We start from the raw sequence: 20,957 nt of genomic DNA on the forward strand, positions 1-20,957 counted from the left end.
GATTAAAGTTCACTTACGAAAACAAAAAATGTATGTTTTAACCGTTTTACCTATTCTTTACAAACTGGGTAAAAGTAAGCAAAGCCCGTCCTAATGCGCTTTGTTTATGTAAGTTAGGACATATGTGTTTTACTTCACTTGAAAAAAGTACTTACTAGCCATAAGCTATGACCTGAGGCTAGCCGTACGAATTTTGTGTTCTTTTAGAAGTGAAAAGGAGTGAAACATGAAGCAGAAAACTCGAGGCTGGGTGCTTTTGCCCTTCTTGGTTTTTGTGGGCCTCTACTTATTTGTCGGGATCTACTTAACGATGCAGGGGAATGATGAAGGCTTTTATGCCATGCCGGCATCGATTTCCGTTATTGCGGGCCTCATCACAGCTTTCCTGCTCTACCACGGTTCCGTGGATGAGAAGTTTGCCACCCTGATCAAGGGCTGCGGGGAGGACAACATTATTATCATGTGTTTGATTTTCCTCTTGGCGGGCGCATTTGGCTCGGTGACGAATGCGATCGGCGGCGTTGATTCTGTGGTGAACTTTGGCCTTCGTTTAATCCCGATGGCTTACATTGTGCCGGGCATGTTTTTGATCGCTTGCTTTGTGTGCTTGTCGATTGGAACGAGCATGGGGACAATTGCCACGATGGCGCCGATTTGTGTGGCCTTGGCCGATAAGTCGGGCATCAATTTGGCCCTTATTTTAGCAACATTACTGAGTGGAGCCATGTTTGGGAACAACATGTCCATCATTGCCGATACAACGATTGTGGCTTCGCGGACGCTGGGTGTTGAAATTCGCCAAAAGTTCAAGGCCAACCTGTTAATTACGGTGCCAGCGGTCTTGGTGGCCCTGGTTGGCTACTACATGGCCGGCCGGCCCTATACCTCGGTCGCAGTGGAGGCGGGGTCCTATGATTTGTGGACCGTTTTGCCTTACATTGTTGTTTTAGTCTTAGCCTTAATCGGCGTGAATGTCTTTGTGGTTTTAATGGCCGGCATTCTCCTCGCCGGCGCGCTCGGCTTGATCCTTGGGAAACTCACTTTCCTCGGCTTTACCGACAGCATCCAGGAAGGCTTTAACGGCATGTTTGATGTCTTGCTTTTCTCCCTTCTCATCGGGGGCTTGGCCTACATGGTGAAGGAAGAGGGCGGAATTGACTGGATCAATGAGAAGTTGAAACGGTTCATTGTTGGCCGGAAGAGTGCCCAACTGATGGGCATGCTGCTGCCCGGCTTGGTGGACGTGTCAATCGCTAACGATACGGTGTCGGCCCTCGTGACCGGACCCATTATCAAGGATATTGCCGAACACTACAAAATTGATAAGCGCTATATGGCGTCCCTCATGCACTCAACCGTTTGTATTTTCCAGAGCACCTTGCCTTATGGGGCGCAGATTTTATTGGTCACCAGTATTGCCAACAAAGCCGTCTCACCCCTGCAAGTGATTCCCTATCTCTGGTATGGTTTCGCCGGTTTACTGGTAGCAATTTTAACGATTTTCCTCCCGCAAATCGGCCAAATGCCTAAAGAACAAGTTGAAGAATTAGAAAAAGCATAGAAAGGAAGACTAACTTTGCATCAATATTATGAAGAAGCGAAAGCTTTTGGTAAGAAATATTTAGCTCCTTATGCCCAAGAAGTGGACCAAGAAGGACGCTTCCCCAAGGAATCCATTAAGGCCCTGCGTGAACATGGCTACTTCGGGCTCGTCATTCCCGAAGAATACGGTGGCCAAGGCAAGGGCGTGCTCGAGCATGCGGAAGTTTGTACCGGCTTAGCGGAAAGTGGCCCGTCCGCTAGCTTATGCTACATGATGAGTAATGTCGGGGCCTACTGCCTCTCCCTCTACGCTTCCGAAGATTTGAAGAAGGAAATCCTGCCTAAAGTCGCTAATGGGGAAATTGTTTTGGGCTTGGCCTACAGTGAAACCGGCACCGGCACGCACTTCTACCTGCCGGAAATGACGGAAGAACGCCACGACGGCTATTCCATTTTAAATGGTCGGAAGAGTTTCGTGACGACCGCGCGCGAAGCCGACTACTACATTACGATTACCCGCGGCAAAGATGATCCGGACGATATCAACCTCTGGCTTGTCCCTGGGGATACGGAAGGTCTAAGTTTCGAATCGACTTTTGATGGTGTGGGCCTGCGTGGTAATGTGTCCGACCCCATGGTTTTAGATAATGCCAAGGTCGATCACTTCTACAAGATTGAAGGGAACGGCGATGGTGACCGCTTGATTTTCGTGGTGGGCCTGGCCAGCTCCAGTGCCGGGATTGCCATGGGGATTGCGGATGCTTGCGCTGACTATGTGGTCCGCCGCAGCTACTCCACCGGGAAGTCCTTACGCGACATTGAAACTGTCCAAGTGAATTGTGCGGAATTATACGCCCGTGCCTTCAGTGCCCGTGAAGCCCTCTTCAACTCGGCTGTTTACGTCGACCAAGAACATCCGGAAGCCTTCAAAAATATTACCGCTGCCCGGATCGAAACGACCAATGCTGCTGTCCAAAATGGGACCCAAGGGATGAAACTCTTCGGTGGAATTGGTTATGTCCGCGGGAAGGAACCGATGGAACGCTGGATGCGCGACTCCCTCGGTGCGCAAGTCATGGCGCCCGGCCTCGATGTCTTGAAAGTTTGGCTCGGACGCATGCGTGTTGAATTAGATTACTTAACTGGCGAAAAGGAATAAAGCCAAAGTAATAATCGTTGTTGTTATTAGCATTTCGATAGGAGGAATAACATGTCAGACAAAATTAAACTTGGTGCTGTTGCCTACGCCCCTCAAGTCGCTGTCGTTTGGGAAATCATTGCCAAATTCTTTGAAGAAGAAGGCCATCCCATTGATACCGTCTTCTACAAGGACTACCGGACACAAATCAAAGACCTCTTAGACGGTAAAATTGACATTGCTTGGAACTCTCCCCTCGCTCACGTGGAAGCCGACATTAAGTCCAAGGGCGAATGTGGCTTCTCCATGATGCGGGACACTGACCAAGACCGGACCAGCTGCTACATCGCTAAGGTGGATAGTGGTATCGATTCTTTTGAAGACATGCGTGGTAAGACCATTGGCTTCGGGGCCAAAGACTCCCCACAAGCGCGTTTAATTCCGATCGAATCCTTACGTGAAGCGGGCCTCGAACCGGAAAAAGACTATACCGAAAAAGACTTCGACGTGGACCAAGGCCTTGACGGCGACCACATCGGTGGGGAAATTGATGCGCTGGAAGCCTTGAAGAAGGGTGAAGTTGACGTGGCCGTTATTGCTAACGAAAACTGGGAAGCATGGACCGCAGACGGCACCATCAACAAGGATGAAATCAAACTCGTGGAACGCACTGGCACCTTCGACCACTGCATCTTCACCTTGCGCCCTGGTTTCCCTGCTGAAGCCCAAGAAGAATGGGAAAGCATTTTAGGCCGCATGGACTACAACAATCCTGAACACAAGGAAATGATGGACATGGAAGGCTTGAAGAAATGGGTTCCTGGCCGCGACACCAATTTCACCCTCTTGCGCAAGGCTGTGGATTACCTCAACTTCTTCGAGTAGGCGACCCTAATGATTGAATTACCAGCATTTGCCACGACTCTCATTGGGTCGTGGCCTCGTTCTAAGAAGCTCTTGAAGGCGAAGCGCCGCTATGAGCAGGGGCAATTGAGCGAGGAAGACTTTTATGCCCAAGCCGAGGAAGAAACGAAGCGGGTCATCGAATTACAAGATGATCTGGGACTTGATATCATTACTTCGGGCGAATTGACGCGCGATAACTATTCGTCCTTTGTGGCCACCCACTTGGATGGAGCGGAATTACTGAGCATGAATGACATGGTTGACTACATGCCCGATAAGCAGGCTTTTGAAGATATCTTGTCAGTTTTGGATGTGCCCTCCATCAGCATTAAAAACGCCATTTGCACCGGTCGCTTGGGCTACCATCCCTTGGCTGTGCACGAATTAAAATGGCTGAAAAAGTACACCGATAAGCCGGTGAAAATTACCTTGCCTGGCCCTTACTTGATGACGCGCTCCATGTGGCTGAAGGAATTGTCCGGGCAAGCTTACGAGAGTAAGGAAGACTTGGGCCAAGCTGTGCTCAAGATTTTAGCTCGGGAGATTAAGAACCTGCAGGACTTGGGTGTAGAGATTATCCAATTCGACGAACCGGTCCTCACCGAAGTCATTTTCTCGGAAGGGAAGACGCGCTCCTTCATGTGCGGGGCTTTGTCGGAGAAGAAGGATTTTAAGGAAGAGATTGCCTTTGCAACTGATTTAATTGCCCAAGCCATGAGTCAGATTGACCGCACGAAGTCACTCGCTTCCCTGCACGTCTGCCGGGGCAACTGGTCCAAGGATGAAAGTATTCTCCTGGAAGGGCCCTATACAGCCTTAGTGCCACTCTTTAGAAGCGTGAAGGCGGATTTGTTGACCTTGGAATTCTCAACGCCCCGGGCGGGGGAATTGTCGGCCCTTTTGCGCGATGATATCATCCGCGAAAATTGCCGGCTGGGCCTGGGAGTGGAAAACCCCCGCTTGGATGAGGCGGAAAGTGTGCAGTCCATTGTGGACCGGGCGGAAGAAGCGCTCGAATACTTGCCCAAGGAACGCCTCTTGCTGAATCCAGACTGCGGCTTTGCGACCTTTGCTAATCGGCCGGTGAATGATGACGCCCATATTCCTGGGAAAATTAAGGCCTTGGTCGAAGCAGCCCACACCCTCCGCGACCGCCAGGGGGAGGCATAGGCCATGGCCAATATTGATCGGACCTTTAAGCAAAATGAAAAGCATGAAATGACCCTGCGCTCGGTTAGCCAGCCGGAGGGCGGCGTGGAGCAATATGCTAATACCGTAAGCTACCACGTGGCTCGGGAGCAGAGTTTTGATATGCTCAATCCCGAACTCACGGCGGTGGATCATTTTATGGGGGGCCTGGCGTCCAGTGTCATGCTGGCCATTCAGCATTATGACCAAAAGCATGCGCACTTAATCGAGGAGATGGAAGGTAAATTTTCCTTCACCCTCGCCCATCCCATGACCTACCTCGATGTAATTGGCTACGAAGGCCAGTGCCACATTTCGACCTGGTCCCTGCACCTCTACATTGTGAGCTATGAGGAGGAAGAGGACGTGGTGGCCAGTGTGAAAGCTGGCCTCGAGAAAAGTATTCTCTACCAAACGGTCAAGGCGACGCTGCCCTTAGACTTGCATGTGAAAATTATTCTCTAAGAAAAAATCAGCCGTCTCTTTGGAGGGGCTGATTTTTTGTGCGCTAAAAAGAAAAGCCGCTGGCCTGGCCGGCCAGCGGTGACTAGGTTTACTTGCGGACAAATTTTTGGTAGGTGTGGGGGATGGTGTTCTTTTCATCGAGGGGGCCGTCCCATTCTTCAACCAGTTCGAATTGGCTGTAGTCGATTTCCGGCACGTGGGTGTCCCCGTCAAAGTCCTTATGCAAAACGGTCCGGTAGAGGACATCCACCTCCCTAAGGAATTGCTTGAAAATAGTAGGACCACCAATAATATGGAGGGGCTTGTCGCTTTCCTTTGCCACGGCTAGGGCTTCGTCTTTAGAGTGCAGGACAATGGCGCCCGGACGTTCGTAGTCGGTATTTCGGGTCATGACATAATTCTTCCGGCCGGGGAGGGCGCCCTTAGGGAAGCTGTCGAAGGTGACCCGGCCCATCAGCATATCACCGGTCATCGTGATTTCCTTGAAAAATTTCAGGTCGGCTGGCAAGTACCAAGGCACACTGCCGTCTTTCCCCATCACACCATTTTTACTCTCTGCCCAAACAAATGTTAACATTTCTCGTCCTCCTCAAGGTTCTTATTTTAATCGAGCTTGTAGCCCTTTTGCTTCGTGTCTTCCTGGGCTTTGGCCTGGCGCACTTGGGCCATGGCGTCGTGCCAGTGCATGAATTGATAGCCCAAGACTTTAACACTGTCATTGGCATTGGCACTGGGCTTAAATTTCTTGTCCTGCCAATCGTGGTCGAAGTCCAAGGTTGGATTTTCGCTCACATCAGCGACTTGAAATTCGGTTAGCATTTCCCGTAATTGACTAGCGGCTAACTGGCCACCATTTGCCCCGTAACTTACAATGCCGACCGGCTTATCGATCAATTGTCCTGATAAGTAATCAATCGCATTTTTTAAGGCCGACGAAGTGCTGTGGTTGTATTCCGGGGTGATGAAAATATAGCCGGTGAGAGCTTTGATTTTTTTGAGCCAAGCTTCGGCTTCGGGGGCTTCCAAGTGCTTCGTTAAGCCGGGTGACTTGGGTTCCTTAAAGAGGGGCAAGTCGTAGGCCTTTAAGTCTACGAGTTCAAAGTCCGTTTCAGGGTAAGTTTCCTGTAAAATGTCTAAGACCCAGTTTGACACGTCCGCATTTTCGCGATGGGGGCGGATACTCCCCATGATCAGTCCAATGGCCATGGTCGGCTCCTTTCTGCTGGCATGAGTTTGAGTGACTGGCTTTTATTCTTCATAAAAGAGCTTTATATTACTTTAAGTATAACCAATTTATTGGGAATTGTGAAAGCAAAGGCATTTCCCTCCATAAATAAGTCTCAAGCTGTGTTTTTAGGCGGCCAGAGCTGGCGATTTAAGAGAGTAGGAGAGGGCAAAAATAAGCTTTATCCTAAGCCTTGTTTTATCAATCGATAAGGCTATAATGGGAGTGTTGAAATAAAAATATGAGGAGGAGAAACGATGGAAAATGCACCGAAAAAATATTTTTCCTGGCCCTTATTAATTCTAATGGCCAGTATTACCTATTCGGCAATTTTATCGGAATTAATGCCGTCGGGCGTGCTGCCGGAAATGGCGCAAGGCTTTCATATTTCTCAGGCTCAAGCGGGTGGTTTTGTGGGCCAATATGCGATTGCGAATTCGTGTTGCGGCCTGCCCCTGATTGCTTTAACGGTGGAGTGGGATCGCAAGAAACTCCTAGCCTATTTAATTTTTGGCTTTGCCTTGGCTAATTTTATTACTGGACTCACGTCTAGCTACTGGCTGGCGGTGGTAGCGCGCTTGCTGGGTGGCTTGTGTGCAGGCGTGTTGTGGCCGATGATCTCTGCTTATGGCATGATGTTGGTACCCACAGAAAAAAGTGGTCTGGCAGTGTCTGTGATTATGGCTGGAACGACGGTGGGCATGAGCTTGGGCTTGCCCTTGATGACAGCGATTGGACGCTACTTCTCTTACCAAGTCGAATTTGTGGTGATGGGGGCTTGCATTGCCTTAATCGGTGTGCTCTGTCATTTTTTCCTCCCGCATGTGCCTGGGGAGAAACGTTCGCGGGCTAACTCTCCTTTGACCATGCTGAAAAACAAGGGCGTTCTGCTTGTTGGGGGGATGACTGCGCTAGCAGCGATAGCGAACTACGGCATGTATACTTATATCACCAATTTGGTCAGTGACATCCACTATCCCGGTATTGGTGTCGCGCAAATTCTCTTCGGCGTGGGCTCTGTTCTTTCCGTACTCTTCGCAGCTTACTTTATCGACCGGCACCTGCGCTTTGTGACGTTAACTATGCTGGGGTCAGCAGCGGTGGCAATGGCTTTATTTAGCTTTACGCCAGTCACCTTCCTCCACCATCTCAGCTTTATCCTTTGGGGCATCGGCTTTGGCGCTTTGGTCACGCTCTTCCAAACCGCCGTCACGCGGCAGGTTCACGATGGCGTCGCGGTGGCGACTTCTGTGCAGTCCGCTTGCTTTAATTTCTCTATTATGATTGGCACCAGTTTGAGCGGCTGGCTGTTAACCATGGGTTCATCTCTAACCATTGCACATATGGCGATTATTGTTTTAGTCGCTGATTGTGTCGTGGCCACCCTGGCCCAGGAAACGCTCGCCCATTAAGGTATTTTAAGCCAGCTGTTCATGACAGCCGGCTTTTTACTTGCCCGAAAGCCTAGCTATTAAATTTTTGTTAAGGTATGATAAAATTAGTATAGAAAAGGAGTGGGTATGATGAAAAAATTACTCGTTTTAGGTTTGTGTGCCGTGGCTTTAGCGGCTTGTGGTGGGGAGGACACCGGCAAAACGCCTGCCAAAGTGGAGCAGGAAGCCCCCACGGAGGAAGTGGAAGAGTCTAAACAAGAAAGCGTTGAGTATACCCTTGGCGATACGGTGGAGATGGACGGTTTAACCTTTACCCTGAACGATGCTAAATTTGTTAACGAGCGTTTCCCCGAAGTTAATACTGAGGTGGAAGTAGGTGATGAGGACAAAATATTAACCATCTTCTTTGAAGTCAAGAATGAAAGCGAAGAAAATTATTATGTTGGGGCAGACGGTTCCTATTCTGTGTACGCGGATGGGAAAAAAGTAAAAGATTACTATTTAGACTCATCGACGGCGGATGAAATCTCACCGGGTCATTCTATCGGAGGCGAATTGAGTTTTGTTATCCCGGGAGACACGGAAGAAATTGATGTGGAATGGCAGCCCCATTATGAAAAAGACGGAGAGTGGGTGCAGGGTGACCGCTTCACTTTTGTCCTCGATGCCCGGGGTGTGGAATAGCCTGCGAAAAGACGACTCAGTTTTGCCTGGGTGGTCTTTTTATTTTAGAACAATTTATGTAGACGCCTTTTTTGTATGGCTCGCTGCGTCCTTGTGTGCTTTTTTCTAAGCTTGCTTGATTTTTTGTTCTAAACAGTAACTTTAACTCGCTTACATTTCTATTCTGTTATACAATAGGGAAAAGACCATTAAGACCATAAGGAAGGACTGTGAACCCATGAGGGACAAACCGATTCAAGTTTTCTCTGAGATTGGGCCTTTGGAGACGGTCATGCTCCATCGCCCAGGCCGAGAGCTTGAGAATTTAATGCCGGACTTTCTGGACCGGCTACTTTTTGACGATATTCCTTATCTGGCCGATGCCCAAGCTGAGCACGATCATTTTGCGGCCGTGCTTAGAGAGCAGGGGGTGGAGGTCCTCTACTTGGAAGAATTGGTGGCCGAGGCCTTGGACCACGCCGAGGCGCGGGAAGAATTTGTGGATGACTGGCTGGTGGAGGCCCGCCTAATCCCAGGTTCGGGGACTTACAGAGCGGTCCGTGAAGATTTGCTGGCGCGAAAAGATACCCTAGACCTCGTCTTGAAATCCATGGAGGGCTACACGAAACACGAACTCAAAGTGCGGGACCGGGGCAGCTTGGTGGATCGGATGGATTCAGCTTACCCTTTCCTAGTGGATCCCATGCCGAATTTATACTTTGCCCGCGATCCCTTTGCGACGATGGGGCACGGCGTGTCTTTGAATCACATGTACTCCGACACGCGCAACCGTGAAACACTTTATGGTAAGTATATTTTTACCTACCATCCAATATATGGTCAAGGGCAAGTCGAGCTCTACTATGACCGCAAGGAAACTTCCCGTATTGAAGGGGGAGATGAACTGGTCCTGTCGGCATCGACTTTGGCGGTGGGCTTGTCGCAACGGACGGGGGCACGGGCGGTGGAAAAATTAGCCAAGCGCCTCTTCAAGGAAACGGCCTATGACTGTATTTTAGCCTTCCAGATTGCCAATAACCGGAAATTTATGCACTTGGACACGGTTTTTACCATGGTGGACGTGGATAAATTTACCATTCACCCGGAAATTACTGGGGACTTGCAGGTGTTTGCATTGCGCCCCGGAAAAGCCGGAAGCTTGGCGGTGAAGGAAATGACGGCGCCCCTGCAGGATGTCTTGGCCCAAGCCTTGGATCTTGCCGAAGTGGAATTAATTCCTTGTGCGGGTGGGGATCCCGTCGCTGCTGCGCGCGAGCAATGGAACGATGGCTCCAATACCTTAGCCATTGCGCCTGGGGAAGTGGTCGTTTACGATCGCAATATTAAAACGAATGCCCTCCTGAAAAAAGCCGGACTCAAGGTCCATGAGATTCCCGGTGCGGAATTGGTTCGCGGCCGCGGTGGCCCGCGCTGCATGAGCATGCCTTTCTGCCGCCGTCCTTATTAACAGAAGCATTTTTGCCTGAGGTCGCCCTTGCGGCGGCCTTTTAAATTTTGGGTAACTTTCTCTACTTAGTGTAAAATTATGCTCGGTAAGACTTGAAAAATAAAAAAGGACATCTATCTTTAAGTTGATCAAAAAAAAGAAAGAAGATGTCCTCATGAATGATATTATCACAGATATTCTAAAAAAGACGGAAAATTGCTCATCTTTAGGTGACTTTGAAGATCTTGTTTATCCGATATAAAGAATTTTTGCTGTGAATGTCTTGCAGCGGTTTTCACTCAACTTAATCATCAGTTCATTCAAAAGTACCAAGCCGAAGGCTGGAAAATCGGTCACTATGAACCACGAACACTATGTTTTATGTTTGGTGCCGTTACTTTTAGACGTTGTCGGATGAAAAAAGAAGGTCACTCTAGCTTTCTTCCCCTAGATTTGTGTTTAGGCCTAGAAGCAAGAAGTCATCTTTCTTCTCAGGTCAAAGAAAAAATTGCCCAGCTTTGTACGAAGCAAACTTTTCGTGCGAGTGCAGAAGCCTTCAATGCTTTAGTATTTCGCATCAGACCGCACATCATATTGTCCAAGAAATTGGATCCGTCAAGGCGCAGCAGCGATGGCTGCCATTATCACCGCTCAATCTAATCATTGTTTTGAAGAAGCTGTTCGATCAGATTTTGAAGCTAATACAAGCCCGTTTATACCCGAATATCCAGGGATTGTTAGGGCAATACTAAGTCACAGGCCGCAACAAAGTTCTTGTGGTGCCCATCAGGGCACGATTCCAAGTGAAGTGTCAAGCAGTATGGTCGGGAAATTATACCATACATTTTGTTAGCTGCTTCGCCAAAAGACACGGAGTGCGTGCTAAAGACCTGCGTTAGCAGTGTTAGCAGGCCGTCCGTATATCTGGCTCTCGGAGTGCCGATAGGGTGAGCGTAGCGAGGCCTATCCAACGACATAGAGCCAGAATAGGACGGTCAGGCGTAAGCTTCTATGAAGCGTAAGCCGGTGCCACTGCTTTTAACGCAGCGTCCTTTAGCACAAAAACGAAGTGACTTTTGAATAATTAGATACGAGATAGAGTTCTTTATGATTGACCGAGCATTGCTTGACACTAACCTTTCCCTAGGCCCGCGTGACAAGGGGCGCGCTTCATGTTATTTTAGAGGACGTATTGAATTTTTGAGGTGATTTTTATGGGCACAAAACAACAGACGAAAAAGCAAGGCTGGCGCTTGCCTTCAGCCTTTACGATTTTATTTGCCCTCATTATATTGGTCGCCCTGTTGACCTGGCTGATACCGGCCGGGGAATACCAAGTGAACGAGGCGGGAGAAGTATTAAGCGGCACCTACCAAGAACTCCCCAAGAGTCCCCAAGGTTTGTGGGATGTGATTCGTTCGCCCTTTATTGGCATGTTGGGGGCAGGACCGGCCCAGGGAACGATGGATATTGCCCTTTTTATTTTAACCATGGGGGGCTTTTTAGCGATTGTGGAAAAAACGGGAGCCCTGGCTTCCGGTCTGAGTGCCTTTATCCGGCGCTTTAAGGGCAAGGAGACGCTTTTGATTTGGGCCTTGATGTTTGTTTTTGCCTTAGGGGGGACCACTTTTGGCATGGCGGAGGAGACGCTGCCTTTCTTCCCCTTACTCCTACCGATGATGGTGTCCGTGGGCATGGATAGCTTGGTGGCCGTGTCCATTGCCTTACTCGGTTCGGGCGTGGGCGTGGTGTCGGCGACGGTGAATCCTTTCTCAACGGGGGTGGCGAGCGCCATGGCAGGAGTTCCTATCAGTGCCGGTTTGGGTTATCGGCTCATTTTCTTCATCGTGACTTATGTCATTGCGGCCGGCTTGACCACCCGTTACGCTAAACGAGTGCAGGCCGATCCTAATAATTCCCTGGTCCCTGGCCAAAGGGCGGCCATTTTGGAGAAATACCAATGGTCAGCAGCCACTCCCCAAGTGACGAAAAAGCAAAAAGGGGTCTTGACCCTCTTTATTTTTTCCTTCCTCGTCATGATTTTAGGCCTGGTGCCCTGGTCGGATTTATCCGCTCATTTGACGATTTTTGAAGACCTCTACGCCTGGCTGGGCCACATTCCTGGGGTGCAGACCTTGCTGGGGCAAAGCTTTGTGCCTTTGGGGCATTGGTCTTTATTGGATATGATGGCTTTCTTCCTGCTGATGAGCGTTTTGATTAGTTGGTATTGGGGCTTCTCAGAAGGGGAGATGCTAGAGATTTTTATTGCGGGAGCTAAGGAACTCTTGGCGGTGGCCTTTATCTGTGCGGTGGCCCGGGGCATTCAAATTGTGATGAATGACGGGCATATTACCGCCACGCTCCTGCACTGGGGCGAGGGTTTCTTGCGGGGCTTACCGCAAAGCCTATTTTTAGTGTTAACCTATCTCTTCTACCTGCCCCTGTCCTTTTTAATTCCTTCCAGTTCTGGCCTCGCTGCGGCTACGATTGGCATTGTCGCACCCTTGGCTAAATTTGCCAGTTTGCCTGCCCATTTGGTCGTGACGGCCTTTCAATCGGCCAATGGCTTGATCAATCTACTCACGCCCACTTCCGGTGTGGTCATGGGGGCCTTAGCCATTGCAGAGATCCCCTTGACGACCTGGTGGCGGTATTTGGGCAAAATTCTCTTGGCCTTACTCGGCGCCTCCATCCTCATGTTAGTCCTTTTTGCCTGGCTGTAAATTGGCCTAGCACTTGGCTACTTAGGTGGGTTGAGGAAGCCCTTTGAGTTATCAAGCTTCTAAAAATATGTTATGATACCTTTAAATTCACGTATTTTTAGGAAAGGGCGGTGGCTAGATGGCTTACGGTAAATTATTCTTACGTTTGCGGAAAGTTGTGCGCCTGTTTTTCCCGTCCTATACTTTTTCCGCTTTTCCTGCCTTGGATCGGCCGACTGTTTTTGTGTCCCACCATCAGAATTTATTTGGGCCAGTGTCTATTATGATGTGGCAGCCGAAATTTGTGCGGCTTTGGGTCTTGGGGAATTTTTTGGAGCAGGAAACTTGCTTTAAACAATACTATGATTATACGCTCACCCAGCGTTTTGGCCTGCCGGGTCCTCTCGCTTGGCTGTTGGCGAAGCCGATGAGCTTCTTTGTGGTAGCTTTGCTGCAGAGCATGCGGGCCATTCCGGTCTACCGGGGTTCGCGAGATATCTTAAAAACGCTCGGCCAGAGTGTCGCCGCCCTAAAGAAGCGGGAGCCGGTGCTGATTTTCCCCGATAAGGATTACCAAAATGAGAGTGGGGTTACCACGGATATTTATGACGGCTTCCTATTTTTGGAGAAATTGTACTGGAAGGCCCACCGGGAGCATGTGCAATTTGTGCCCATGTATTCCGATTGGTCGTCTAAGACCGTGCATTTTGGGGCGCCGATCAGTTTCACGGATGGCCAGAGCTTTAAAGCCCAGCGTCCGGCAGTGGCCGAAGCCTTGCAGCGGTCCCTGAATGACTTGCACCAGGAGTCGGTGGTGTCCCAGATTGGAGATGTACGATGAAGAAAATATTATATGTCTTAACAGGGGGAACGATAGCGAGCCAGCAGACGGCGGCGGGTCTTGCCCCTTCTGTTATGACCGGAGAGTTAAGCGCTTTACTGGATAGCTATCCCGTCAACTTCCAGTCGGAAATAGCGGTGTTATTTAACCGGGATAGTTCGGAAATGGGTCCTAGGGAATGGGCCCGCTTGGCGGAGTTTTTAGGCGAAAAAATGGACCACTATGACGGTTTTGTCGTCTTACACGGCACGGATACCTTAGGCTACGCCAGTGCCATGCTGACTTATATGTTAGGGGGGAGCGGCAAGCCGATTGTGTTGACGGGCTCCCAATTGCCCCTTGCCGTTTTGGGCAGTGATGGCTATGGGAATCTGCAAGTGGCTACCGCCTATGCCTTAGATGAGCAGAGTCGAGGAATTGTCATCGCCTTTGCGGGTGAGGTGCTAGCGGGCACGCATGCGGTGAAAATTCATACCTCTAAGCCAGCGGGTTTTACGAGCATTGATTTGCCGGCTTTGGCCACAGTAGACGGCTGGCAGGTGCAGCATCGCCATCGCTTGCCTGAAACGAAAAAAAGAGCACTGAAGACGGCTTTTGACCCGCGGGTGTTAAATCTGCCCCTTGTGCCCGGCTGGTCGCCTAAAGACATGTTAGAGGCGGCTCGGGGCTTTAAGGCCGTGATCCTTGGCGGCTTTGGCATGGGTGGCTTACCCCAAGGCTTTAAAGATGCACTCAATGCTTTGGCCAAGGAAGGGGTACTGGTCCTCTTGCACAGCCAAGTCCGTTATGGGGGGCCACGCTTTAACGTTTATGCGGTGGGGCAAGTTGAGGAAGAGGACGGTATTTTGCCGGTCGAGGGCATGGTTTTAGAGGCTTTAGTGATGAAAACCATGTGGGCACTCGGCCAAGCAGAGGATCTCTGTCAAGTCAAGGAATTACTGAAAACACCGGTGGCCTGGGATATTTTGCCGCCGGCTTTAACTGAGGCTTAGGAAACGACTGAGGGAGGGGAGTCGGCGTGAAAATAAAACTCAAACATTTTAAAATTGGCATGCGAATTTTTAAGACAGGCTTGAGTATTTTTCTGTTAACCTGCCTCTACGACCAGGTGATTGGCAGCAATCCGCAAATCGCGACCCTCTCGGCGGTTTTTGCCCAGCGGAAGGATTTCTCGGAGACCTGGCACTTGGGCTTCCAGCGCATTCTCTCCAATACGCTGGGGGGGATGATTGCGATTTTGATGATTTTCCTCTCCAGCATTTTACCGAAGTGGCCGGTGATTACCTACTTACTGCCGATGCTTGGTACGATGATGACGATTAAGCTCTGTAATTTGAGCCAGGCCAAAAAGGCGGTGGTCGGGGGGATGGCGGTTTTTTTGATCGTCTATTTCTCCATTCCAGAAACGAATCGCTATACTTATGCGATTTTTCGGGTTTTAGATACCTTTGTCGGCGCCAGCATGGCAACGATTGTGGAATGGGTCTTGCCCCGGGCGCGCGTGAAACGCTGGTTGCTCCGCTGGAAGGAGAATAAAGCTTAGGCTGGTGGGGTATTTCACCAGCCTTTTTTGTTTTCACCACAGCTTTCTCATAAAAGCCTTTTCATTATTCTAAATAAAAATGTAATATTTGCTCTTAGAACTTTGCCATTGTTTCGAATTTTACAGATAAAATTCGAGCTTTCTGGCTAAGGGTCAAGGGGAAGAACCTAAAAATTTTGGATTTTTTAGGGAAGGGGTTACTTGGTGGAAACGGCGGTATTTCAATGTTTCGAGTTTTTGCATGTGCGTTTTTTCACATTAAAAATGCCTTCAATTTTTGCTAATCTGGTGTTATAATACTTTTTGTAATTACTTTCTAAATACTTGGGATTCGGGGATGCTTCCACGGTATTATTTGTAAGTGATTACGGTTTGATGAGGAATGAATGAAAGGAGTTTCTGTTTACAGAACGATTTTTATGCAAGTTATATTAGGTATTGTTTATTTATTATTGCTCCTTGCAGCTTTTACGCTTTTTAGTTATAAAGCCCCTAAAGGTGCCTTGGCCATGAGTGCCTTGGCGGATGCGGCAGTAGCGAGTTTCTTAGTTGAAGCTGTTTATGGGGCATTGTTTGGGACGATTTTCGATGTTCCGTTTTTAAATGGGATTGCCGTTTCTAACGGGGCTCTTTCCGGTGTGGCAGCGGCCACCTTGGTTTGCTTGAAGTTAAAAGTAAAACCGGTTAACGCCGTCTTGATCGGGATTTGTATGATGAACTTTGGCATTTTACCCGGTTTCTTAGCCGGTTACTTTATTAGCTTCTTAGCCAATTGGATTGAAGAGAAGGTTTCCGATGGATTAGATTCATTTGCTATTATGGTAATTGCCTTACCGATTGCTTACTCCATCGCTGCTGTTTCTGCCCCAACGGTTGACGCCTTGCTCGCTCAAATTGGGAATATTATTGAAGCAGCTAGTACGTCCAGCCCAATCGTGATGGGCTTCATTCTCGGGGGGATCTTCACCGTGGTATCAACGGCGCCGCTAAGCTCAATGGCGCTCACGGCCATGATGGGTTTGACCGGGAAACCAATGGCTATCGCTGGTTTGGCGATTTTTAGCACTTTGACGGCTAACTACATTCTCTTCAGCAAGTCTGGTATTGGAACGCGGGAGGAAAGTATCAGCTTCGCCTTGGAACCCTTAACCCAAGCCCACTTAGTTTCCGCTAACCCGCTGGTGGTTTTCCCGACCAGTTTCCTCGCCGGTGGCTTTGCGGGGATTTATGTCGCCTTAACCGACTTAGTGAATAATACGCCCGGTACGGCATCTGTGATTCCGGGGATCATCGCTCCTTTTGCGGATAATCCACCTTTGGAAGTCGTTAAAGCCGGTGCGGTGTCCTTGATCATTGGGGTGGTTGTCGCCTTCATCATGGCGCATCTGTCCCGTAATATGAAGGTAGTGACCACTAAAGAACTTCTCAAAGACGAAGCATAAATTTAAATTTTGCGCGCTGCGGTTGGCAGCGCCTTTTTTATATAAAATTACCATCCGTAACCGGAGGCTTATGTTATGATGAAGGCAGTTCTGGCGGAGACTTTTAGGAGGTGGAAAATGGACCGACACAAATTGCTCTTGGAAACAGCTCTCTTAGCGGGGCAAATTATGACAGAAAGCAATGGGGAATCTTACCGGGTGGAGGATACGATGAACCGCATGCTGACCCTCAGTAAGGCTGATTATGCGGTGGCGGTCTCGTTTTCCACGAGCCTATACGCGACCTTGGATGATGCGAGTTTTACCCAGGGCTCTTATGTGGGCATTAAGCGTATCACCCGCCGCAGTAATAATTTGCACAAAATTTCGGCGGTCAATAAAATTTCCCGAGAGCTAACGTCGGGGATCATCAGTATTGAGGAAGCTTATCTCAAGCTTAAGCTCCTCCACCGGCATCGGGATTACTATCAGCCGAGCTTGCAAGCTGTGAGTGTGATCGGACTTTGTGCCGCTTTTGCCTTTCTTTTTGGTGGGGGCGGGCTGGAATGCCTTTGCGCCACGGCCATCGGGGTGCTTTTGGCTTGGTCCATGCGTATGACGGAGAAGCGGGGGCTGAGCACGATGGTGTCGAATGTGATTCAGGCTTTCATGGTCACCATGCTGTCCTATTTGGCCATGCACTTTTTTATTTATCGCTTGAATGTGAATACGGTCGTCATGGCAACCCTCATGCCCATGGTGCCGGGAACAGCTATTACGAACTCCTTGCGGGATATTTTTAGGGAAGATTACCTGGCTGGTGGGGCCCGCGGGATGGAGGCTTTTCTGGAGGCCTTGATGATTGCGATAGGGTCAGCCTTAGCCTTGGCCCTACTAAGGAGGCTCTTCTAATGCATTGGTTAAAGCAATTACTAGCCGCTTACGCAGTGGGGCTTTGCTGTACGGTGGCAGTGCAGGCCCCCCGGCATCTAATGCGGCACGTGGCTTTTATTTCTACCGTCGGCTGGCTAGCTTACCTCCTCATGTATGAGCAATTACACCTGACAGTGGGGGTAGCCAATTATGCGGCAGGCCTGGTGATCGCCGGCATGGCCCACTGGTTTGCCCGCCGCTACCAGCAACCCGTGACAGTGTTTTTTATTCCCGGCTTTTTTACCTTGGTCCCCGGCGGCCGCATGTATTTAACCGCCCTGCATTTTATTCAAGGCGACAATCAGCTGGCCCTCCAGGAATTATTAAATACCTTTGTCATTGCAGTAGCGATTGCTCTCGCTGTTTTCACCGTCGACACCTTGATGAACCTCCTCAACCAGCGCACCTTGCCCAAATTTATTCGTCCCAATCGGCAAAAGGATAGAGCGCAGAAGTAAGAATTTCCAGCGGTATTGGCTCACACCACGCGCAAGCTGTGCTAAAATAGGGCTTAGAAAGGGAGACGATGATGAGAAAAAGGATCAAAAAGGCAGGCTCCTGCTTGGTTTCCAAACGGCTCTACCAGAAGCGGGGCCGCTTGAAATGGGCCTTCCATGAACCGGCCAAGCACGCCAATGACTCAGGCTGGCGTTTCTTGGCAGCAGAAGACACGACCGAAAGCTTAGCCAGCAAGTCGGCTTTAATGATTTGTGATATGAATACGATGATCAAGCTCGAACCGCTCGTGGCCGGTATCTATTGGTATCCGGTGGGGGCAGACCTGCGCTTGGATTGGCGGCCGAAAAAGCAATTTGTCTATGAGGATACGGGCGAAGTGGCAATTTTAAGCGACAGTATCGAAACGCTGCCTTTCTCCGATCCGGCCTTCCGAACGCATTTTCCCGCCTTTATCAAAAATTATGAGGCGGAAATTGAGCAGCAATTGGCGATTAATGAAGCTGATCTCGAGGCCCTGCGCCATTTGGAGGCCCAGGTTGAGCAATTGGTGAATGTGTTATTTGGCACACGGGTGGACCAGCCCAAAGCCTATGAAGTGGAAATTTTACTGGGCGTTTTGCAGGGTTACCTGGCTCATTTGGGGGCCACGGAGGATTTTGCGCCGACCATGTATGAACGCTTCCTCACGAGTTACTTAACCCAGCGCTTCAACCAACCTTATACCGTCGTGAAGGCAGCTTACGATCGCTTCGCAAAAGACACGGCCAAGGATCCCTGGGCGGAGCACTTACTGGCCCTAGGCGAATGGTTCACGCTTGGCATGGAGCTTGGTTTAATGGAAGAGATGAATCGCACCTACCGCCTGCAAGTGCGAAAAGAACAGAAAAAGGAATGGCAGCAGCCCCGTGAGGATACCTATTTAGCAAAAGAAGATTAAAATGCCCGACTGCATTGGCAGTCAGGCATTTTTTCTTCGGTATTTTATTATTTTAGTAGCGCTGCAAGAGACCGGAGGCTTCAATCCTTTCTCCTAAGGCGAGAATTTGGTCTTCGCGGCCGAAGCGTCCGACACATTGCACACCGAGGGGCAAGCCGTTTGGGCAGGTGTAGGTGGGCAGGCCGAGAGCGGGTTGGCCGGTAATATTGTAGATATAGTTGAAGGGGGAGTAGTAGGTGCCCATCTTATTGGCCGCATACATCAATTCGGAAAGTTCGCTTTCTGAGTATTGGTCAGCATGCTTCAACTGGCTGGCCAAGTCTTCGGTGAAGAGGGCCTTGTCCAATTCGGGGGCAGGGAAGGCGGTACTTGGTTGCAGGAGAATATCGTAGTCTTCATAGAAATCGTCCATATTCTTCGCCAATTGATCCCAAACATCCAAACGGTCCGTGTATTTCCAGGCCGGAATGGTTTTCCCGTATTCATTCCACGCCCAGGTTTGCCGCTCGACATCGCCAATTTCAATTGGTCGGCCGATTTGCTCTTCCATCATTTTGAAGGCGGCACTGGTTTCAGCCCCCAAAACGAGGTAGTAGTCGTCGACGAGATCGCGTTTAGGGTAATTGGGCTTGGCTTCTTCCACGGAAAAGCCGAGCATTTGCAGGTGTTCAGCTAATTCCTTGACTGCGCGAATGGCATCATCACTGACCGGCGTGCCGGTTGGGGTCTCAGTGCTATAAGCGATCCGCAAGGAGGAAACTTGCTCCTTAGCTTTTTGCATTTGGTCTTGGGTGAGATTTTTCACCTTAAAAGGCATGGGGTTCAGGCTGCCTTGCATGCTCATGAGTAAGGCTTCGGTATCTCGGATGGTTTGGGTAACCGCAAAGTCAATCGAGCAGCCAGCCCAGCCGCGCCATTTTTCGGGTCCGGTCGCAATGCGTCCCCGGGTGGGCTTCAAGCCAATTAAGCCTTGGAAGGAAGCCGGAATCCGGATCGAGCCGCCTCCATCGCTGGCCCCCGCAAGTGGAACCATGCCACTTTGCACGGCACTCGCCGCACCGCCACTGGAACCACCAGCGTGGAAGCCGTGTTTGATCGCATTTTTCGTGGTGCCGAAAAGTTCGCAATCGGAAATAAATTTCATCCCAAATTCGCAAATATTTGTGTTTCCGAGGATAATGAAGCCGGCGTCTAGCAAGCGTTGGACAAAGTTACTCGTCACTTCGGCCTTGTAATCCTTCATGAGCCGGGCCCCACTGGTACTGGGCATGCCTTTTAGGGTTTGGCCGAGGTCTTTGACTAGAATGGGCACGCCCGCAAAAGGAGCGTCAAAATGCTTAAAGTTTTTGGCGTACTCACGCGCTTCGTCAAACCAAGTATGAACCACCGCATTGACATTGGAGTTTTCCTGTTCAATCATTTTAATCGCATGATCCACAGCCTCCAAGGGCGTGATCTGCTTGCCTTTAATCAGGCGGGCAATTTCTAGAGCGTCCATTTGCTTAAAATCGAGAGACATGCAACCACTCCTTAAACATAAATTGTACAGCATCTGATACAAATTAAGTATACCTTAAAAGTAAGGTGAACCCAAATTTGGGGTCTAGAGAAATTAATTGCAATGCCCCCTATAATTTCATATGATAGAAGTAACATTAAGAAGGAGTGGATGCAGATGTCAAAACTACTAGCCTTATTACTGGCTTTATTCCTAGCGGCCTGCCAACAGCCAGCAACTGAGGAGGCCACCAAGGAAAGTACCGAACCCAAGATGGAAGAGGTGCAGGAGGAAACTTCCGAGGATAAAGCTTCCGAAGAAGAGGCGGACAGCGAAGCGGATGCGGACGCTGAACAATTATCCGCCAAGGTGACCTTAGAAGTAGATGGGGAAGAAATCGCCGAAGAAAATGTGCATTTTGAAGAAGGCGACAGTGCCATGGATGTCTTGAAAGCTAATTTCACTGTTGAGGAAAAAGACGGGATGGTGACTTCCATCGACCGCCACGAACAAGATGATAAGGCTAATAAGTATTGGATGTATGAAGTCAACGGCGAGATGGCTGAAGTCGGTGCCGCTGACTATGAATTAAAAGACGGCGACCAAGTTCTTTGGAAATTAGAAGCCATGTAAGTTAAAAAATCGCAAGAAAAAA

The 20,957-nt window shown here is 49.5% G+C and carries 22 protein-coding genes; 19 read left to right on the plus strand and 3 right to left on the minus strand.

The window, feature by feature from the left end; genetic code table 11:
• Positions 1-226: 226 nt before the first annotated feature.
• Genes WF803_RS05855 through WF803_RS05875 form a run of 5 tightly spaced genes read left to right on the plus strand, consistent with a single transcriptional unit; the run spans position 227 to position 5,239 of the window.
• Positions 227-1,561: a Na+/H+ antiporter NhaC family protein gene (locus WF803_RS05855; protein WP_489610612.1), complete on the plus strand. Its 1,335-nt coding sequence runs from the start codon at positions 227-229 to the stop codon at positions 1,559-1,561.
• A 15-nt stretch (positions 1,562-1,576) separates the two neighbouring features.
• Complete coding sequence (locus WF803_RS05860) at positions 1,577-2,701, plus strand: acyl-CoA dehydrogenase family protein (RefSeq protein ID WP_489610613.1); 1,125 nt, start codon at positions 1,577-1,579, stop codon at positions 2,699-2,701.
• A gap of 51 nt (positions 2,702-2,752) precedes the next feature.
• Positions 2,753-3,565 carry a phosphate/phosphite/phosphonate ABC transporter substrate-binding protein gene (locus WF803_RS05865; RefSeq protein ID WP_489610614.1) on the plus strand — a complete coding sequence of 271 codons (813 nt, stop codon included), beginning with the start codon at positions 2,753-2,755 and terminating at the stop codon, positions 3,563-3,565.
• Positions 3,566-3,574: 9 nt separating this feature from the next.
• Positions 3,575-4,756 (plus strand): cobalamin-independent methionine synthase II family protein, encoded by a 1,182-nt coding sequence (locus WF803_RS05870; RefSeq protein ID WP_489610615.1) that lies wholly within the window; start codon positions 3,575-3,577, stop codon positions 4,754-4,756.
• A gap of 3 nt (positions 4,757-4,759) precedes the next feature.
• On the plus strand, positions 4,760-5,239 hold the full coding sequence (locus tag WF803_RS05875; protein ID WP_489610616.1) for a hypothetical protein: 480 nt from the start codon (positions 4,760-4,762) through the stop codon (positions 5,237-5,239).
• Positions 5,240-5,327: 88 nt separating this feature from the next.
• Here the strand turns inward: WF803_RS05875 and WF803_RS05880 are convergent, their stop codons facing one another.
• Together WF803_RS05880 and WF803_RS05885 are read right to left on the minus strand one after the other, a co-directional pair.
• Positions 5,328-5,816 (minus strand): dihydrofolate reductase, encoded by a 489-nt coding sequence (locus WF803_RS05880; protein WP_489610617.1) that lies wholly within the window; start codon positions 5,814-5,816, stop codon positions 5,328-5,330.
• A gap of 26 nt (positions 5,817-5,842) precedes the next feature.
• Positions 5,843-6,445: an NADPH-dependent FMN reductase gene (locus tag WF803_RS05885; protein WP_489610618.1), complete on the minus strand. Its 603-nt coding sequence runs from the start codon at positions 6,443-6,445 to the stop codon at positions 5,843-5,845.
• Between the two features lie 276 nt (positions 6,446-6,721).
• On the opposite strand from WF803_RS05885, the gene WF803_RS05890 reads away from it, so the two are divergent.
• The 13 genes from WF803_RS05890 (at position 6,722) to WF803_RS05950 (ending at position 18,804) form a co-directional block, all read left to right on the plus strand.
• On the plus strand, positions 6,722-7,876 hold the full coding sequence (locus tag WF803_RS05890; RefSeq protein WP_489610619.1) for an MFS transporter: 1,155 nt from the start codon (positions 6,722-6,724) through the stop codon (positions 7,874-7,876).
• A 111-nt stretch (positions 7,877-7,987) separates the two neighbouring features.
• Positions 7,988-8,542, plus strand: a complete 555-nt coding sequence (locus WF803_RS05895) for a DUF4352 domain-containing protein (protein ID WP_489610620.1) — start codon at positions 7,988-7,990, stop codon at positions 8,540-8,542.
• Between the two features lie 217 nt (positions 8,543-8,759).
• Positions 8,760-9,989 carry an arginine deiminase gene (gene arcA, locus WF803_RS05900; RefSeq protein WP_489610621.1) on the plus strand — a complete coding sequence of 410 codons (1,230 nt, stop codon included), beginning with the start codon at positions 8,760-8,762 and terminating at the stop codon, positions 9,987-9,989.
• 237 nt (positions 9,990-10,226) lie between these two features.
• Positions 10,227-10,628 (plus strand): UPF0236 family transposase-like protein, encoded by a 402-nt coding sequence (locus WF803_RS05905; protein ID WP_489611901.1) that lies wholly within the window; start codon positions 10,227-10,229, stop codon positions 10,626-10,628.
• A complete protein-coding gene (locus tag WF803_RS05910; RefSeq protein ID WP_489610622.1) occupies positions 10,600-10,821 on the plus strand; it encodes a hypothetical protein in 222 nt (73 codons plus the stop codon). The genes WF803_RS05905 and WF803_RS05910 overlap by 29 nt, the downstream gene beginning before the upstream one ends.
• 361 nt (positions 10,822-11,182) lie before the next feature.
• On the plus strand, positions 11,183-12,691 hold the full coding sequence (locus WF803_RS05915) for a YfcC family protein (RefSeq protein ID WP_489610623.1): 1,509 nt from the start codon (positions 11,183-11,185) through the stop codon (positions 12,689-12,691).
• Between the two features lie 118 nt (positions 12,692-12,809).
• Positions 12,810-13,511 carry a hypothetical protein gene (locus tag WF803_RS05920; protein ID WP_489610624.1) on the plus strand — a complete coding sequence of 234 codons (702 nt, stop codon included), beginning with the start codon at positions 12,810-12,812 and terminating at the stop codon, positions 13,509-13,511.
• The gene (locus WF803_RS05925) at positions 13,508-14,503 is read left to right on the plus strand and encodes an asparaginase (protein WP_489610625.1); all 996 of its coding nucleotides are present in this window, start codon (positions 13,508-13,510) and stop codon (positions 14,501-14,503) included. Before WF803_RS05920 ends, WF803_RS05925 begins: the two co-directional genes overlap by 4 nt.
• A 26-nt stretch (positions 14,504-14,529) precedes the next feature.
• Complete coding sequence (locus WF803_RS05930) at positions 14,530-15,054, plus strand: FUSC family protein (RefSeq protein ID WP_489610626.1); 525 nt, start codon at positions 14,530-14,532, stop codon at positions 15,052-15,054.
• A gap of 419 nt (positions 15,055-15,473) precedes the next feature.
• A complete protein-coding gene (locus WF803_RS05935; RefSeq protein WP_489610627.1) occupies positions 15,474-16,496 on the plus strand; it encodes a PTS sugar transporter subunit IIC in 1,023 nt (340 codons plus the stop codon).
• A 117-nt stretch (positions 16,497-16,613) separates the two neighbouring features.
• Positions 16,614-17,387, plus strand: coding sequence for a threonine/serine exporter family protein (locus tag WF803_RS05940; RefSeq protein WP_489610628.1), 774 nt, complete (start codon positions 16,614-16,616; stop codon positions 17,385-17,387).
• Positions 17,387-17,866 carry a threonine/serine exporter family protein gene (locus WF803_RS05945; RefSeq protein ID WP_489610629.1) on the plus strand — a complete coding sequence of 160 codons (480 nt, stop codon included), beginning with the start codon at positions 17,387-17,389 and terminating at the stop codon, positions 17,864-17,866. Before WF803_RS05940 ends, WF803_RS05945 begins: the two co-directional genes overlap by 1 nt.
• 71 nt (positions 17,867-17,937) lie before the next feature.
• A complete protein-coding gene (locus WF803_RS05950; RefSeq protein WP_489610630.1) occupies positions 17,938-18,804 on the plus strand; it encodes an immunity protein Imm33 domain-containing protein in 867 nt (288 codons plus the stop codon).
• Between the two features lie 52 nt (positions 18,805-18,856).
• Here WF803_RS05950 and WF803_RS05955 read toward each other — a convergent pair whose 3' ends face one another.
• Positions 18,857-20,323 carry an amidase family protein gene (locus tag WF803_RS05955; RefSeq protein WP_489610631.1) on the minus strand — a complete coding sequence of 489 codons (1,467 nt, stop codon included), beginning with the start codon at positions 20,321-20,323 and terminating at the stop codon, positions 18,857-18,859.
• A 156-nt stretch (positions 20,324-20,479) separates the two neighbouring features.
• On the opposite strand from WF803_RS05955, the gene WF803_RS05960 reads away from it, so the two are divergent.
• Complete coding sequence (locus WF803_RS05960; RefSeq protein WP_489610632.1) at positions 20,480-20,935, plus strand: DUF4430 domain-containing protein; 456 nt, start codon at positions 20,480-20,482, stop codon at positions 20,933-20,935.
• The last annotated feature ends 22 nt before the right edge of the window (positions 20,936-20,957 follow it).

This window comes from Aerococcus sp. BD502 (genome assembly GCF_057919555.1).